The sequence below is a fragment of the Scytonema hankhaensis NUACC26 genome (assembly GCF_045865695.1).
In the GTDB taxonomy this organism is placed as follows: Bacteria; Cyanobacteriota; Cyanobacteriia; order Cyanobacteriales; family Nostocaceae; genus Scytonema.
Genome location: NZ_BAACAP010000232.1, coordinates 92,006 through 108,635, shown reverse-complemented (window position 1 = coordinate 108,635; position 16,630 = coordinate 92,006). Strand labels below are relative to the sequence as shown.

Annotated in this window: 8 protein-coding genes and 2 pseudogenes; 1 reads left to right on the top strand and 9 read right to left on the bottom strand. The window is 41.5% G+C overall.

The annotated features are described in order from the left end of the window. On the top strand, positions 1-651 hold a 651-nt coding region (locus ACKTT2_RS36125; RefSeq protein WP_407895799.1), incomplete at its 5' end, for an ATP-binding cassette domain-containing protein. A gap of 17 nt (positions 652-668) precedes the next feature. Here the strand turns inward: ACKTT2_RS36125 and ACKTT2_RS36120 are convergent. From ACKTT2_RS36120 to ACKTT2_RS36080, 9 genes and pseudogenes are all read right to left on the bottom strand, one after another. Further along, positions 669-1,850 carry a LeuA family protein gene (locus tag ACKTT2_RS36120; protein ID WP_407895798.1) on the bottom strand — a complete coding sequence of 394 codons (1,182 nt, stop codon included), beginning with the start codon at positions 1,848-1,850 and terminating at the stop codon, positions 669-671. A gap of 88 nt (positions 1,851-1,938) precedes the next feature. Continuing rightward, positions 1,939-2,094, bottom strand: a complete 156-nt coding sequence (locus ACKTT2_RS36115) for an H-type lectin domain-containing protein (RefSeq protein ID WP_407895802.1) — start codon at positions 2,092-2,094, stop codon at positions 1,939-1,941. 2 nt (positions 2,095-2,096) lie between these two features. Continuing rightward, a pseudogene (locus ACKTT2_RS36110) lies at positions 2,097-2,341 on the bottom strand (IS1/IS1595 family N-terminal zinc-binding domain-containing protein); the annotation flags it as partial. A gap of 124 nt (positions 2,342-2,465) precedes the next feature. Further along, positions 2,466-3,644, bottom strand: a complete 1,179-nt coding sequence (locus ACKTT2_RS36105; RefSeq protein WP_407895797.1) for an SDR family oxidoreductase — start codon at positions 3,642-3,644, stop codon at positions 2,466-2,468. A gap of 17 nt (positions 3,645-3,661) precedes the next feature. Continuing rightward, a complete protein-coding gene (locus ACKTT2_RS36100; protein ID WP_407895796.1) occupies positions 3,662-4,840 on the bottom strand; it encodes a hydroxymethylglutaryl-CoA lyase-like TIM-barrel protein in 1,179 nt (392 codons plus the stop codon). After that, positions 4,815-8,195 carry a non-ribosomal peptide synthetase gene (locus ACKTT2_RS36095; RefSeq protein WP_407895795.1) on the bottom strand — a complete coding sequence of 1,127 codons (3,381 nt, stop codon included), beginning with the start codon at positions 8,193-8,195 and terminating at the stop codon, positions 4,815-4,817. Before ACKTT2_RS36095 ends, ACKTT2_RS36100 begins: the two co-directional genes overlap by 26 nt. A 149-nt stretch (positions 8,196-8,344) precedes the next feature. Continuing rightward, positions 8,345-12,964 carry a non-ribosomal peptide synthetase gene (locus ACKTT2_RS36090; RefSeq protein ID WP_407895794.1) on the bottom strand — a complete coding sequence of 1,540 codons (4,620 nt, stop codon included), beginning with the start codon at positions 12,962-12,964 and terminating at the stop codon, positions 8,345-8,347. A gap of 148 nt (positions 12,965-13,112) precedes the next feature. Then, complete coding sequence (locus tag ACKTT2_RS36085) at positions 13,113-13,343, bottom strand: hypothetical protein (RefSeq protein ID WP_407895793.1); 231 nt, start codon at positions 13,341-13,343, stop codon at positions 13,113-13,115. Positions 13,344-13,373: 30 nt separating this feature from the next. Continuing rightward, positions 13,374-15,809 (bottom strand): annotated as a pseudogene (locus tag ACKTT2_RS36080) (amino acid adenylation domain-containing protein); the annotation flags it as partial. Positions 15,810-16,630 lie beyond the last annotated feature (821 nt).

The window sequence follows — 16,630 nt, the reverse complement described above, 5'->3', positions numbered from 1 at the left end:
CAGTTACTTTATCCTAGTACAAATCGTCAAATGACCGACCCGGAACTCAAAGAAGTTTTGCAACAAGTCAACCTGCAAAACTTGCTGGATCGAGTCAAAGGCTTTGATACAGAAGTTCCTTGGGAAAATATATTATCGCTAGGAGAACAACAACGCCTTGCCTTTGCAAGGCTGATAGTGACTCATCCTAGTTTCACTATCTTAGATGAAGCAACAAGTGCCTTGGATTTGAAGAACGAAGGGAATTTATATCAACAGTTACGATTAACGAAAACAACGTTTATTAGTGTTGGACATCGAGAAAGTCTATTTGATTATCATCAATGGGTTCTGGAACTTACACAAGATTCTGGTTGGCAACTTGTAACTGTGCAGGATTATCGGCGACAAAAAGCAAAAGAAATTGTCACTAATACTTCTGAAAATGCTGAAATTACAATAGATAATTCATCTCAAGATAAATCCCAAAATGAGTTAGAAATCAGCACAAGCGAAAGGCTTTCTCATCAGGAAATGAATGCATTAACCCACTATTCCCTTACCACTATTAGAAGTAAGGCAAGCAAAGGGGAGTCTATCACTACTAGGGACGGCTTCACCTATCGCTATGATAAAAATCCTAAGGTGTTGAAATGGGTGAGAGCTAAATGACCACTAATCGATAGCACCTACTCATCAAAGACACCTTGTTCAAATAACTCTAACACCTCTTGTGCCGTGAAACTGCGTTCATGCTGGATGGCAAGGGATTTGATACAAGAGCGCATTTTCTCATATCGCTCTCTTGGTTGGGGTCTTTGCAGTAGGTTTTCAAAAAGGTACTGAAAATTACTTGCTCCACTACCTTTACCAAACCAAACCTCTAGATCGTGATAAGGTAAATCGGAGTAGCTTTTGCGATCGTACAGAAAAGAATTGACATGGATGCCTGACTCTGAGCGTTGAGATGCTCGAGAGTAAGGAGGAGCAGGACGAACCCCCAGTTGCTCCATGTATTCGGTAACGTGGGCGATGGCATCGTAGTCAATCCCTTCTACCTCTATTCCGAAGCGAACCCGTAGACCGTTTAATACCTGTTCTAGAGCTACATTTCCTGCTCGTTCTCCGATACCCAAAAATGTTCCTGAAACCATGGAAGCTCCAGCAATGATTGCCTGGAGGGTATTTTCCAGTGCCATACCCAAGTCGTTGTGGAAGTGAACAGCTAAACGAGCTTCATTGGTGCACTGACGAAGGTCATTAATCCAAATGTATGTCTTCTCTGGGCTAAGAGTTCCTACCGTATCACAAACCATAAAGTGGTCTACATAAGGCTCAAAGGAGCGGATGCATTCAACTAAATAGTCAAAATCAGCTCTTGAAGCATCCTCAGCCGCAAAGTATACTGTCAGTCCTGCTTCACGAGTGGCGTAGCGTAAATTTTCTAGAATTTTGTTAAGCGCGTTTTGGCGTATAGTATTGATGACAGCCTGAGGGATACCATCATCTATCGTTTTCCCTTTAAAGTCTGGAGATTGACGAATTTGGGGATCTCTGAGGAATAGAAGTCGGTCAGAGACAGCATGGAAGAGGGTGAGGCGCTTGACGCCACAAGCTACTGCCTGGTCAATGTACTTTTGACCCATCATTGTTGCCGAGATGATAATGCTACCTAAACCTTCTGATATCAATGCCTGGAGCGCAGATTCTTCAGTTTCGCACATGGCTGGCATGATAACGATGGATTCCACCCCGGCTTTAGCTATGAGGTGAGCCAGGTTTTTTTTATTTGCGTAGGAGAAGAACACTCCAGCTTGTTGTTCCCCATCTCTAAGAGTTTCGTCAGAAATTTTTAAGCAAAGAGTTTGCATAACTAAAGTTATTTGCTATTTGCAAGATTTTATAGGAATCATTTATAATTGGCACCTCCGAACAGGGAGATGCCATGTTTTGAGAAAATTACTCCCCAAAAGCCACCCAATTTGCCCAGAGTGAATGAATTCGGCTATCACCCCATGTTTTGTACTCTAAGTCGAATCCTGTTGGGGTTACATTTACAGGTTTAACTGTGAGACGATGGTTGGAGTCATTATATTCAGGTTTTTTTTGGAACATATTTCCTAATTGTTTAACCCAATTTATTACGGTTGTATGATGTACTTTTTTCACGCGCTCAATTGCACGAAATCCTGAACCATTGAGATACATTTCTAAACATTCTTTTTTCAATTCTTCTGAGTAACCTTGATGTTCGTAAGAATCTATAAATTGACGACCACAGCGAACACATATGTGATGCGTGTTTACCACCTTTTTTCCCGTTCTTACGAATGTGAGTTGATGCACACCTTGGACATTGCATAGCGATCGCCCGAATTCATACTTCTATTATGCAACGCCAAATATTTGCACTTCTTTAATCAAAAAAACACGATTTTATGCGTTGAAGCGCAGTTATAAACAAATTAAGAAATGTAACCACTCTTTTAAAAATATGAAAAATAGGTAGAAATAAGTTGTAAATCTATGGGAGGACAGGCAATAGAAGTACCTGCTAATCCTTTGATGGTTTGACGAGCATCAAATTGTGGTTTTTCAGCACTTATAACTTTGGCTGCATTCAGAAGTTTTGGTAATGGTGCCAGCATATTTTTTTCGCAGTGGTTGCTAGAAGCATAATCCTTTATTTCCATTACCCATTGCTCGTAGGAAACTTCTTTAAGAGAGTAACCTAAAGAGCCAATTAATTCAAGCAGTTTTTTCCAAGAAATAGGCTGAGGATTGACTATATGAAATGCTTTGCCTAAAGAATTTTCTTGTTGGGATAAGCGAACTATTGCCTGACTGCAATAATCGACTGGAACGATGTTTAGTTCTACGTCTAAGGCTGGAAATTTTCCTAATTGGATGCAGGCTTTAACAAACTGGAGAAAGAAGTTGTTGAATTTCCCATAGATTCCAGTTTGGCTGTGCCCCATGATTCTTGTCGGTCGGTAAATACAGGCAGGCAAACCTCTTTCTTGTGCTATTCTTACCAACTGCTCTGCCACCCATTTACTTTGCTTATAGCTATTGTTTAGACCAGCATCAAATACGGGTATATCTGTTTCTTTAACTTGGTCAACTTGAGAATAGGCTTGACTAAAAAAAACGACTACTGTGGAAATGAAATGGACGGGTTTAGTTTGTGTTAAACTAGCCAAACGGAGAATTTCCTGAGTTCCTAAAACATTGGTAGGTTTCACTACGGAGTAGGGAACACTAAAATCTAGATGAGATCCATTGTGGTAAATGACATCGATTTGACTAGCTAATTGGCTAAACTGTTGTTCTACAAGACCAAGCAGCGGTTGAGATAAATCTCCAACTATAGGGATGATACGGGAACTGAAACTGTCCTGCCAGAGGAAGTAAAAGTCTAAATGTTTTTTGAGACGCTCTTTCCCTGCTTCAGCATCGCTACAACGGATTAGACAATAAATATCTGCTGTAGTTTTATGAAGGAGTTCGTCCAGTAAATAGGCACCGATAAAACCAGTTGCTCCGGTTAAGAAAATAGATTTTGGAGCGTTAGAATTTTCGGACAGAGGGTTTTCAAACCTGATAGCAGGATCTAGAACAGCTTCCTCTTCTAAATTTAGGGTGTTAACGGCAGAATTTAACATAATTTTAGGACTATGACCTACTCATCAAAAACACCTTGCTCGAATAACTCCAACACCTCTTGTGCGGTAAAACAGCATTCCTGCTCGATCGCCAGGGATTTGATAACTGAGCGCATTTTCTCATACCTCTGTTTGGGTTGGGGTCTTTGCAGTTGTTTCTCAAAAAGGTACTGGAAATTACTTGCTCCGCTAAATTTGCCAAACAGAACTTCTAATTCTTCATAAGGTAAGCTAGAGTAACTCTTGCGATCGTACACTAAAGAATTGATATGGATGCCTGAAGAGGAACGTTGCGCGGCTTTTGAGTAAGGAGGAGCAGGGCGAACCCCCAGTTGCTCAATGTATTTTGTCACTTGGGCGATCGCATCGTAGTCAATTCCTTCCACCTCCATCCCAAAACGAACTCGCAAACCGTCTAACACCTGCTCGATAGCTACATTTCCCGCTCGTTCTCCAATACCCAAAAAAGTGCCTGAAACCATCGAAGCTCCGGCGGTAATTGCTTGAAGAGTATTTTCCAATGCCATACCCAAATCATTATGGAAGTGGACACCTAAAGGAGCTTCGTCGGTACATTGACGAAGATCGTTGAGCCAAATATACGTCTTCTCTGGACTAAGAATTCCTAGAGTATCACAAAGCATAAAGTGTTGGACATAGGGTCTAAAGGAGCGGATGCATTGAACTAAAAAATCAAAGTTAGCTCTGGAAGCATCTTCAGCTGCGAAATCTACTGTTAGTCCTGCTGTGTGGGTAGCGTAATGTAAAGAATCTAGAATTTTGGCGAGAGCGTTTTGGCGAGTAGTGTCGATAATAGATTGAGGGATGTTATCATCAATTGTCTTACCTTGAAAGTCAAGAGATTGACGAATTTGGGGGTCTCTCAGGAATAAAAGTCGGTCAGAAACAGCATGGAAAAGGATGATGCGCTTGACTCCGTAAGCTTTAGCCTGGTCGATGTATCGCTGACACATCATTGTTGACGAGGTGATGATGCTATCTAAACCCTCTGATACCAATACTTTGACAAGAGATGCTTCAAGGTCGCAAATAGAGGGCATGATAGCCATCGAGTCTACCCCAGTTTTGGCAATCAGGTGAGCCAGGTTTTTTTTGGTTGCGTAAGAGAAGAACACTCCCGCCTGTTGTTCTCCATCTCGCAGGGTTTCATCAGATATTTTCAGTGGAATCTGCATTGTTAAGTTTCAGGTGAGTAAAGACTGGACTATTCACTAACTGCTCTGGATCAGCGACAATTGCTGCTAACAGAGCCTCGAAATTCTTCGCCATGCGAGCGATCGTATCCGCATCAAACAAATCTTTTTTATACTGCCACCTCCCCTCTACAACCGTTCCATTGGAAGTATTTTTTTCCCAGATAAACAGATTTAAATCCGGTCTCATGATTAATTTCTTTTGCGGTAAGGAAGTTATAGTCAAACCTGGTAATTCCAATTGTTCTGGCATTGGCTCTAGTAAGAAGTCCACAATCACTCTAAAAAAGGGTTTTTTCCGCTGGGATTGCGGCTGTAAAGTTTTTGCCAAGTGCTCAAATGGTACATCTTGGTTAGCCATAGCCTCTAGCATCTGTTGTCGGACTCGAGTCAGTAACTCAGTGAAACTTGGATTTCCCCCCAAGTCGATCCGCAACGCCAAGATCCTACTAAAATGCCCAATCAAAGTTTTGAGCTTCCAGTCATCACGATTAGTAGCGGGAATACCCAGCACAATGTCTTCAGTGCCACTGTAGCAGTAGAGAAAGGTGACAAAGGCTGTTAGTATAGTTGTGAACAAAGACACTTGGCGAAGCTGGCTCAAGGCTTTGAGTTTCTCAGTCAATTCCGGGGAAAGCTGATACTCAAAAGTGCCTCCACGGAAAGTTTGAGTGGCAGGAAGTGGTCTGTCGGTAGGAAGTGGCAACAGTGCGGGTTCCTTACTCAACCATTGCTGCCAGTAGTTAAGCTTGGTTTGAAGCACTTCTGGGGTAAGGGATTGTCGCTGCCATTGAGCATAATCGCCATACTGTAAGGGCAATTGGGGCAGAGGCGAGGGTTTGCCTGATGAGAAGGATTCATAGAGTACGACCAACTCTTGGAGAAGTATTTCGAGAGACCCATCATCTACCAGGAGGTGGTGCAGACAAATCAGCAGGATATGAGATTTTTCTGCAAGTCGAATCAGTTTGACGCGCAACCAAGGATCTTTATCAAGAGAAACAGGAATTAGCAGTTCCTCCTCAGTTAATCTTTCTATCTCCTTTAGCTGTTCGGGTTCTGGCAAATGCAATTCCACTACCGACATATTAACAATATTAACAGTGGCAACTGGGGCAATGACCTGCATTAGAGAACCATTCACCTCTTGTAAAGTTGTACGTAAGATGGAATGACGGCGAATAATCTCATTAAAGCTCTTTTGCAGTATTGCTACATCTAGCTGCCCCGTAAGGCGGAAGCTGTAGGGGATATTGTAAGAAACGTTAAGATTTAACTTTTGGTAAAACCAAAATCGCTCTTGAATAAAGGAGAGAGGAAAGTGATTAATCTCTGTATTTAAACTAGTAGCAATTCTTTCAATTTCTAGGGATGAGGATTTTTCGCTTAAAGAAACTGCTAATTTGGCAATAGTTGGCGCGTTAAACAGATCCAGCATTTGGCAAGTTTTGCCTAGTTCCTTTTGCAGTCTGTTCAACAGAACAATGGTTTTAAGGGAATCTCCTCCCAAGCTAAAGAAGTTGTCGTCAACGCCAACTCGCTCGAGATCCAATACTTCTGCCCACACCCGCGCCAATATTTCTTCTTGTGGGGTGCGAGGCGCTACGTAGGTTTTTTCCCATAACAGATAACTATGAGCTGGTAACTGAGCTAATGCCTGACGGTCTACTTTATCATTAGGTGTCAGGGGGAATTCTTTTAAGACTCCAAATGCTGTTGGCAGCATATATTCCGGTAATTTACCTTGCAAGAAACCGCGCAAAGATGGTATCACTTCTTGCTGCATCTGCTCACAAGAACCCAAGTTAGGGACTACGTAAGCAACCAAACGTTTATCCCCAAGCTTATCTTCTTTGGCGATCGCAACTGCTTGTCCAATCGTCGGATGTTGTTCTAAGAGAGCTTCTATTTCACCCAGTTCGATGCGAAAGCCACGAATTTTCACCTGGTTGTCGATGCGACCAAGAAATTCGATATTGCCATCGGGTAAATAACGTCCATAATCTCCGGTTTTATAAAGGCGTTGCGCTTTGTTAAAAGGGTTTTGGATAAATTTTTCGGTTGTTAAATCCGGGCAGTTGAGATAGCCTCTAGCTAGACCGGCACCCCCAATATACAGTTCGCCCCTGACTCCAATCGGTACTGGTTGCAACTCAGTATCAAGAATATAGGTTTGGGTATTGGCAATTGGGCGACCTATGGGAATAGAGGACTGTGTATTTTCTGGGATGTAATTAGATAAGTCAAAGAACATTGCCACTACAGTCGTTTCTGTGGGACCATAGGCATTGAGCAACTGTGGCGGTTCCACTAGCTTCAGGGAGTGCAACATATCCCGTACATACTCTTGCCACAGCTTGACTTTTTCTGGTAGTACTCGTTCTCCGCCGATAAATACCAGTCGTAAAGATGGGGGTAAGCTGTCGTGGGTTCTGGCTAATTCAGTGATTAACTGGTGCCAAAATGCGGTTGGCAGATTGATTAGCGTCAGCTTCCACTCCCAGCACTTTTGCACAAATGTCGAGAGCGAACTCAACATTTGTTGGGTGCGAAGTACCACAGTTCCACCCACACTCCAGCAAGGGTAAATATCTTTTGATACGACATCAAAACTAATAGAGCCAAATTGCAGGACGCGATCGCTACTGTTGATTCCCCATTTTTCGGTTTCTGCCTCTGTAAAATTGACTACAGAGCGATGTTCGATCGTTACCCCTTTTGGCTTGCCTGTTGAGCCTGAGGTATAAATGACATAGGCTAAATTTTCTGGTTTTACCTCCGATGATAGATTATGTTCACTTTTACCAGACCACAACTGCCGATCGCGATCCAAGCATAAGACTTTCGCGTCAGTTCCTGGTAATAAATCTACTAAGTGACGCTGAGTCAGCACTATCGGTACACGAGCATCACTCACCATATATGCTATGCGCTGTTGTGGGTAGTTAGGGTCTATGGGCACATATGCTCCTCCCGCTTTGAGAATGCCTAAAATCCCAACGACCATTTCCAAGGAACGTTCCACACACAGTCCCACTAGCACTTCTGGTTTAACTCCCAATGTATGGAGATAATGCGCTAATTGATTGGCTTTTTGATTGAGTAAGTGATAGGTTAACTCCTGTTCTTCTGAGACTACAGCGAGCGCATTAGGTGTGCGTTCCACTTGTTCTTCAAACAACTGGTGAATACATTTGTCTTGGGGATAATTTCTGGTGGTATTATTAAATTTAAAAATAATTTTTTTTAATTCTATTTCAGAGCTTATTGATTGTTCTTTAAATAACACGTTAGAGCTTAAGTCAATTTCGTTTTGAGATAGTTTTTGTACAGTCATCTTAATTTATGTCCCTTCAGATTTTCGATTTTAATGACCTCAATTCACTAATCCTAAAAACCCGGTTTCTCGGAGTTGATAAGAGCGAAATTTCCATCTTTTACCAGGTAGAAACCGGGTTTTTTATCCTAGCCTCGTTTCTGCTCAACTCAAACAAGGAGTTCCTTTACTGAACGCTCTGGAGAAGCGATAATTGCCTCTAACAGAGTCTCGAAATTCTTTGCCATCTGAGCAATTGTTTGCTTCTCGAACAAATCTTTTTTATACCGCCACCACACCTGTAGACTCGTTCCAGAAGCAGTATTTTCTTGCCATATGAGTAAACCTAGGTCAACCCTCGCCATTAATTCTTGTATAGGCGAGGAAGTTACAGTCAAACCGGATAATTTCAACTCTTCTTTCGGTGCTTCAAGCAAGAAGTCTAGATATACTCTAAAGAAGCGTTGATTGCGCTGACGTTCGAGTTGTAAAGTTTTTGCCAATTGCTCAAACGGCACATCTTGGTTAGCCATAACTGAAAGCATCTCCTGGCGAACCCTATTCAGCAATTCATTAAAACTAGGATTCCCTTTGAGGTTAATACGCGGCACCAACATCAGGCCAAAATCGCCAATCAAAGATTCAAACTTCGGGTGGTTGCGGTTAGTAGTAGGAACGCCAATAACAATGTCTTCAGTACCACTATGGTAGTAGAGTAAGGTAGCAAAAGCTGCTAGTATAGTTGTGAACAGAGTAACTTGTTTTTTCTGACTCAAGGTTTTCAGCTTTACACTCAGATCGGGGGAAAGCTGACACTCAAGAGTATCTGCACGGAAAGTTTGAGTGGCAGGAAGTGGTCTGTCGGTAGGAAGTGGTAACAGTGGGGGTTCCAAGTTCAACCATTGCTGCCAGTAGTTGCGCTTAGCTTGGAGCACCTCTGGGGTGAGAGATCGACGTTGAGTGAGGGCATAATTACCATACTGCAAAGGTAAAGGAGCCAGTGGCGAAGGTTTGTCTGTGAGAAAGGCTTCATAGAGCACGCTCAACTCTTGAAGTAATATGTCTATAGACCTTTCATTTGCAATCAGCATATGCATACAAATTAGCAGAATGTGGGATTGTTCTCCTAGTTTCAGCAGCATAACTCGCAACCAAGGATCTTTATCAAGAGTAACCTGGCGCTGCTTCTCCTGGTCAATCAACTTTTCTACCTCTTTTAGCTGCGTGTGGTCTGGCATACTTTGCAACTGAACTACTGACATATTGACAGTAGCAACTGGAGCAACCACCTGCATGAGGGAACCATTCACCTGTTGTAAAGTTGTACGTAGGATGGAGTGGCGGCGAATGATTTCATTGAAACTCTTTTCGAGTACTGCTACATTAAGTGGTCCTGTGAGGCGGAAGTAGTTATAGAGATGGTAAAAACTACCGAATTTTCGATAAAAATAAAATCGCTCTTGTAGAAAGGAGGGAGGGAAGTAACTATTATCAGTATTTGAACTTTTGGTAATCTCTTCGATTTCGGGCAATGAAGATTTTGCTGTTAAAAAATCTGCGAAGTCGGCAATAGTTGGTGCATTAAACAAATCAACCATTTGAAATGTTTTGCCTAGCTGTTGTTGCACTCTATTCAACAAAACGATCGCCTTAAGAGAATTTCCCCCTAGTTCAAAAAAGTTGTCATGAATTCCAACTTGCTCAATGTCCAACACTTCTGCCCACAAACGCGCCAACATTTCTTCTTCTGGGGTGCGAGGAGCTACATAAGTTTTTTCTGATGATAAATAACTATCAGTAGGTAACTGGGCTAGGGCTTGACGGTCTACTTTATCATTGGGCGTGAGCGGCAATTGTTCTAAGATTTTAAATGCTGTTGGGAGCATATATTCAGGTATTTTACCTTGAAGGAAATCGCGCAAAGATGGTATGATTTCTTGCTGCTCCACTTCATCATAAGATTTGAGATGAGGAACCACGTAAGCGACCAAACGTTTATCCCCTAGTTTATCTTCAACAGCAATAACCACTGCTTGTCCAATCGTTGGATGTTGTTCTAAGAGAGCTTCAATTTCACCTAGTTCGATGCGAAAGCCCCTAATTTTTACTTGGTTATCAATGCGACCTAGAAACTCAATATTACCGTCCGGGAGATAACGAGCATAGTCACCAGTTTTGTAAAGGCGTTGTGAGGTATGGAAAGGGTTTTGGATAAATTTTTCGGTTGTTAAATCCGGGCGGTTGAGATAGCCTCTAGCTAACCCTGCACCGCCAATATGTAGTTCGCCCTTGACCCCAATTGGTACTGGTTGCAACTCAGAGTCGAGGATATAGATTTGTGTATTCGCGATCGCTCTACCAATGGGTACTTCCTTTAATGTTTCTTCTAGCACATAAGCCGACAAGTTGCAATAGGTGGCGTCTACAGTCGCTTCTGTGGGACCGTAGGCGTTAATTAACTGTGGAGGTTCCACCAACTGGTGAGAGTGTAACATCTGTTGCACGTACTCTTGCCACAGCTTAACCTTTTCCAGCAGCACTCGTTCTCCGCCGATAATCACTAGTCGTACCGATGGGGATATGCTCTGTTTTGTTCTCGCTAATTCTGTAATAAGTTGGTGCCAAAATGCTGGCGGTAAGTGCAACACTGTTAATTGCCACTCCTGGCACTTTTGCACAAATGTAGAGATAGAGCTTAACATCTCCTGAGTGCGTAGCACCACAGTACCACCAGAAATTAAGCACGGATGAATTTCTTGTACGGCGACATCAAAACTAATGGAAGCAAATTGCAAGACTCGATCGCGGCTACTCATTCCCCATTCTACCTTCGCCGCTTGTGTGACATTCATGATGGATCGATGTTCGATCGTCACCCCTTTTGGCTCACCTGTCGAGCCTGAGGTGTAGATGACATACGCCAAATTTTCCGGTTTGCTAAGGCTCTTTGGATTCTGTTGGGTTTCACCCGACCATATTTCTAAATCCCTATCCAAGCAGACGACTTTTGCCTCAGTCGCAGGTAATAAGTCTAGTAAGTGCTCCCCAGTTAATATTACCGAAACCTGAGAATCACTCACCATATATGCTATGCGCTCAACTGGATAGTTAGGATCTATGGGCACATACGCTCCCCCTGCTTTGAGAATGCCTAATATGCTAACGATCATTTCTAAGGAACGTTCCACACACAATCCTACCAGTACTTCTGGTTTAACCCCTACTTTTTGCAGATAATGCGCTAATTGATTGGCTTTTTGATTGAGTGAGTGATAGGTTAACTCCTGTTCTTCTGAGACTACAGCGAGCGCATTAGGTGTACGCTCGGCTTGCTCCTCAAACAACTGATGAATACATTTGTCTTGTGAATAATTTCTGGTGGTATCATTAAATTCAAATAAAATTTTCTTTAAGTAAGTGTCGGGTATGATTTGCAATTCTTTGATAGGCACATTAGGGCTACGAAGGATTTCGCCTAACAGAAATTCAAAACACATCTTGAAACGTTCTATTTCATCTGTGGTAAAAATACCCAAGCTAAAATCTAAATCTATCCGAATATTGGCTTGGTTCTCATCTCGCTCGATTAATACAATTAAAGGATATTGTTCGACTCCATTTGTTAGAGGGATAAATTCAACTGGACTCTCTGCAAAAGTTGTCTCCAATTTTAACTCAGAATAACTAAACTCTATATCAAACAGTTGTTGTTGCCTCTCTCCCACAAATTTCCCTTCACCTTTGATATCGCTAATAGAAACGCGCTCGTGCTCCTGCACTTGATGCAATTCCTTCCCAATTGCTTGAGTCAATTCTACAAAACTTAGGTTGGTACTAAAACGGAACCACACCGGAACAACATTCATAAAGAATCCTACCGTTTGTTCAAAAGCTGTTCGGCGATTTTCGGTAGTGATTCCAATGACCAAATCTTCTCTCGAATTGAGTCGGACAAAATAGCAATAAACTATTCCCATTATCATCTGATAAGGAGAGGTATTATTAGCTTTGGCAAAATTAATTATATCTTTGTAAGAGTCCCCTGTAAAATTTAGTGTAATTCTTTGGCTAGGTATGGTTTGTTCTTTGAATTTCTGTGTTTGTTCTCGAACCATCAGTGGCTCTGGCAGTGAGGAGTATTTTTCTAGCCAATAACGTTTATCCTGTACAAACTTTTCCGAGTTCAGATAGATGCGATCTTCTTCAATAAAATCCCGATAAGAATAGCTATTTTGTTCGCTATACGCTTGTCCTGTCAACAAGCAATTATAGACTTCGGCTACGCGCCGAACAATCAGTGATATGGTTCGCGCATCTGCAATCAAATAATGATATTTTTTTAACCAAAAATAACTCTTATCTGAGATTTTGCATAAGGCAAATTGGAAGAAGAGGTTTTCATAGATTTGAAAAGGTTTAACAAACTCCTCTTTCATCCATTGAATTGCCTGATTTTGAGCATTTTCTCGCTCGGAAAAATCATATAAATCCAGAGCGATACTAAGATTTTCAGCAAAGGTTTGCGTGGGTAAACTAACTCCTGTATGAAGAATAATCCGGAGAGCGTCGTTTTCCTGAATAACTCGATTAATGGCTTTGTGAAAAATTGTAAAATCAACAGATCCATCAATTTTGACATAACCACCGACATTATACAGTGGCACATTGGGATATAGTATTTGGTTGAACCAAACTTCTCTTTGTGGGGACGAAAGTGAATAGTGCTGTTCTTCAAATAACTCCTTAGAGCTAGAGTAAATTTCATTTTGAGATGGTTTTTGTGCAGTCATTTTATTTATGTCTCTCCCAATTTTCGATTTTAATGACCTCAACTCACTAATCCTAAAAACCCGGTTTCTCGGAGTTGATAAGAGCAAAATTTCCATCTTTTACCAAGTAGAAACCGGGTTTTTTATCCTAGCCTCGTTTCTGCTCAACTCAAACAAGGAGTTCCTTTACTGAACGCTCTGGAGAAGCGATAATTGCCTCTAACAGAGTCTCGAAATTTTTTGCCATACGAGCAATTGTTTGCTTCTCGAACAAATCTTTTTTATACCGCCACCACACTTGTAGACTCGTTCCAGAAGAAGTATTTTCTTCCCATAAGAGCAAACCCAAGTCTATCCTGGTCAGCGATTCTTCTTGCGGTGGTAAGAAAGTTAGACTCAAATCTGGTAACTGCCATTGTTTTATGGGTGGCTATAATAAGAAGTCTACACATATCTTGAAAAGGAGATGATTGCCTTGGCGTTCGAGTTGTAAGGTTTTTGCCAATTGACCAAAGGGCACATCTTGGTTAGCCATAGCTGAAACCATCTCCTGTCGAACTCGAGTTAGTAACTCATTGAAACTAGGATTTCCCTTCAGGTTAATACGTAGCACCAACATTTTACCAAAATCGCCAATCAGAGATTCGAGCTTCCAATGATTGCGGGTGGTAGCAGGAGCGCCAATAACAATATCTTCACAGCCACTGTAGCAGTAGAGTAAAATGGCAAAGGCTAAGAAATACTTGGGATCTAGTAATAATTCCTCTTCCGCTTTGCGTCGTTGGTTAATTCTTTGTTGCAATTTGCTCTTTTCGACATGACTAGCCGCACGATAGAATTCCACGCAAGTGCAATAAGTTTCTAAAAGCGCTAAATTGCGAATGTCACCAATTAAAATGTGACCGCCACTTTTCACCAACTTGAGTGCCCCTGCCAAGACACGTAACAAGTAACCAGCATTGGGGAAGTATTGCAAAACTGAATTCATGATGATAGTATCAAAGCTGGCTTCTGCCAATCCCCTCAAATCATCTGCTGTGCGTTCTAATAAAGTGACATGGTCTAAGCCTGGAACAATCGGTTGAATTTGGCGAATGTAATCTAGAGCAGATTTTGAATAATCAATCCCCACATACTCTTGACAATTAGGTGCTATTCGCGTCAGCAACAAACCTGTCCCACAACCAATTTCTAACACTTTTTTTGGTTTTAAATCTTGAATGCGAGCTACAGTTTGTTTAACCCATTCGTGCATTTCAGCTTCGGGGAGCGGCTCAAGGGTATAACTGCTATTCCAGCCAAATATGTTAAAGGTAGCATTTTGTTCAGTCGGTGTTTGGCGATCGGGTTGTTCATAGATTGTTTGCCAAAGAGAAATGTATTCCTGCTGCAATCTTTCTGGCTCCGCTCGCTCAAGAGAACCGAAATCAGGGACTACGTAAGCAATCAAGCGTTTATCACTTAGAGAATCTTCTTGAGGGATAACGACTGCTTGTGCAATCGCCGGATGTTGCTCCAAGACAGATTCAATTTCACCCAGTTCGATGCGAAAGCCCCGAATTTTTACTTGGTTATCAATGCGACCTAGAAACTCAATATTACCGTCCGGGAGATAACGAGCATAGTCACCTGTTTTGTAAAGGCGTTGCGAGGTATTGAAAGGGTTTTGGATAAATTTTTCGGTTGTTAAATCCGAGCGGTTGAGATAGCCTCTAGCTAGACCGTCCCCCCCAATATACAGTTCGCCCCTGACTCCAATTGGTACTGGTTGTAATTCAGTATCAAGAATATAGGTTTGGGTATTGGTAATTGGGCGACCTATAGGAATAGAGGACTGTGTATTTTCTGGGATGTAATTAGATAAGTCAAAGAACATTGCCACTACAGTCGTTTCTGTGGGACCATAGGCATTGAGCAACTGTGGCGGTTCCACTAGCTTCAGGGAGTGCAACATATCCCGTACATACTCTTGCCACAGCTTGACTTTTTCTGGTAGTACTCGTTCTCCGCCGATAAATATCAGTCTTAAAGATGGAGGTAAGCTTTCGTGGGTTCTGGCTAATTCAGTCATCAACTGGTGCCAAAATGCGGTTGGCAGATTCATCACCGTCAGCTTCCACTCCCAGCACTTTTGCACAAATGTCGAGAGCGAACTCAACATTTGTTGGGTGCGAAGTACCACAGTTCCACCCACACTCCAGCAAGGGTAAATATCTTTTGATACGACATCAAAACTAATAGAGCCAAATTGCAGGACGCGATCGCTACTGTTGATTCCCCATTTTTCGGTTTCTGCCTCTGTAAAATTGACTACAGAGCGATGTTCGATCGTTACCCCTTTTGGTTTGCCTGTTGAGCCTGAGGTGTAGATGACATATGCTAAATTTTCTGGTTTTACCTCTGATGATGGATTGTGTTGATTTTGACCTGACCACAACTGTCGATCGCGATCCAAGCATAAGACTTTCGCGTCAGTTCCTGGTAATAAATCTACTAAGTGACGCTGAGTTAGCACTATCGGTACACGAGCATCACTCACCATATATGCTATGCGCTGTTGTGGGTAGTTAGGGTCTATGGGCACATATGCTCCTCCTGCTTTGAGAATACCTAAAATCCCAATGACCATTTCCATCGAACGTTCCACACACAGTCCCACCAGCACTTCTGGTTCAACTCCCAATGTTTGGAGATAATGCGCGATTTTGTTTGCCTTTTGATTTAGTGAGTGGTAGGTTAACTCCTGTTCTTCTGAGACTACAGCGAGCGCATCTGGTGTGCGTTCTACTTGTTCTTCAAACAACTGATGAATACATTTGTCTTGGGGATAATTTTTGGTGGTATCATTAAATTCAAAAATAATTTTTTTTAATTCTATTTCAGAGCTTATTGATTGTTCTTTAAATAACACGTTAGAGCTTGAGTCAATTTCGTTTGGAGATGGTTTTTGTGCAGTCATCTTAATTTATGTCCCTTCAGATTTTCGATTTTAATGACCTCAATTCACTAATCCTAAAAACCCGGTTTCTCGGAGTTGATAAGAGCGAAATTTCCATCTTTTACCAAAATGTGCTGTCGATCTACAGCAATACGATGACCGCTAAGAGCGCACTTCTACTCCTTTCTCAGTAGGAGTTTTAACTCTGGCACGATAAATTCCAGATTTGACGTGTTTGCGAGTTTCAACGAACCGGACTAAATCGAAATTTGTTTGAGTCGGCGATTGCCGACTTCAGCTATCAACCTCAGAATAAATTCTTAGGCTTTCCGATCTCGTCTATCTCGATCGATTTCTAAGTAAATATTAAATTGATGGTTAAGTCACATAGAACACATTAACCTATTGTCTCTCCAAAATTAAGCTATGTACCGCTATTTTTTACTTGTATAAAATGCTATTCATTAGAATTACTTATATAAAATTCCTTAACCGAGTAAATCTTTAATGTTCGATTTAATACTTAAAAATAAAGTATTTTTTAGCTATAGAGTATTATGCTACACTAGTATTCCACAACTTAATTGCAGTAAATACTGAAAACTACACTTTTTCGTTATTTGAAATACTAAGTATTATTTAAGTATTAACACTCAAAACTTTTTATTGTATTTAAAAATACGTAAAGCTATCTTTTTTCTGTCAGATAACTTTTTAAAGTACTTGAAAAGTCTTACTACCAAGCATTT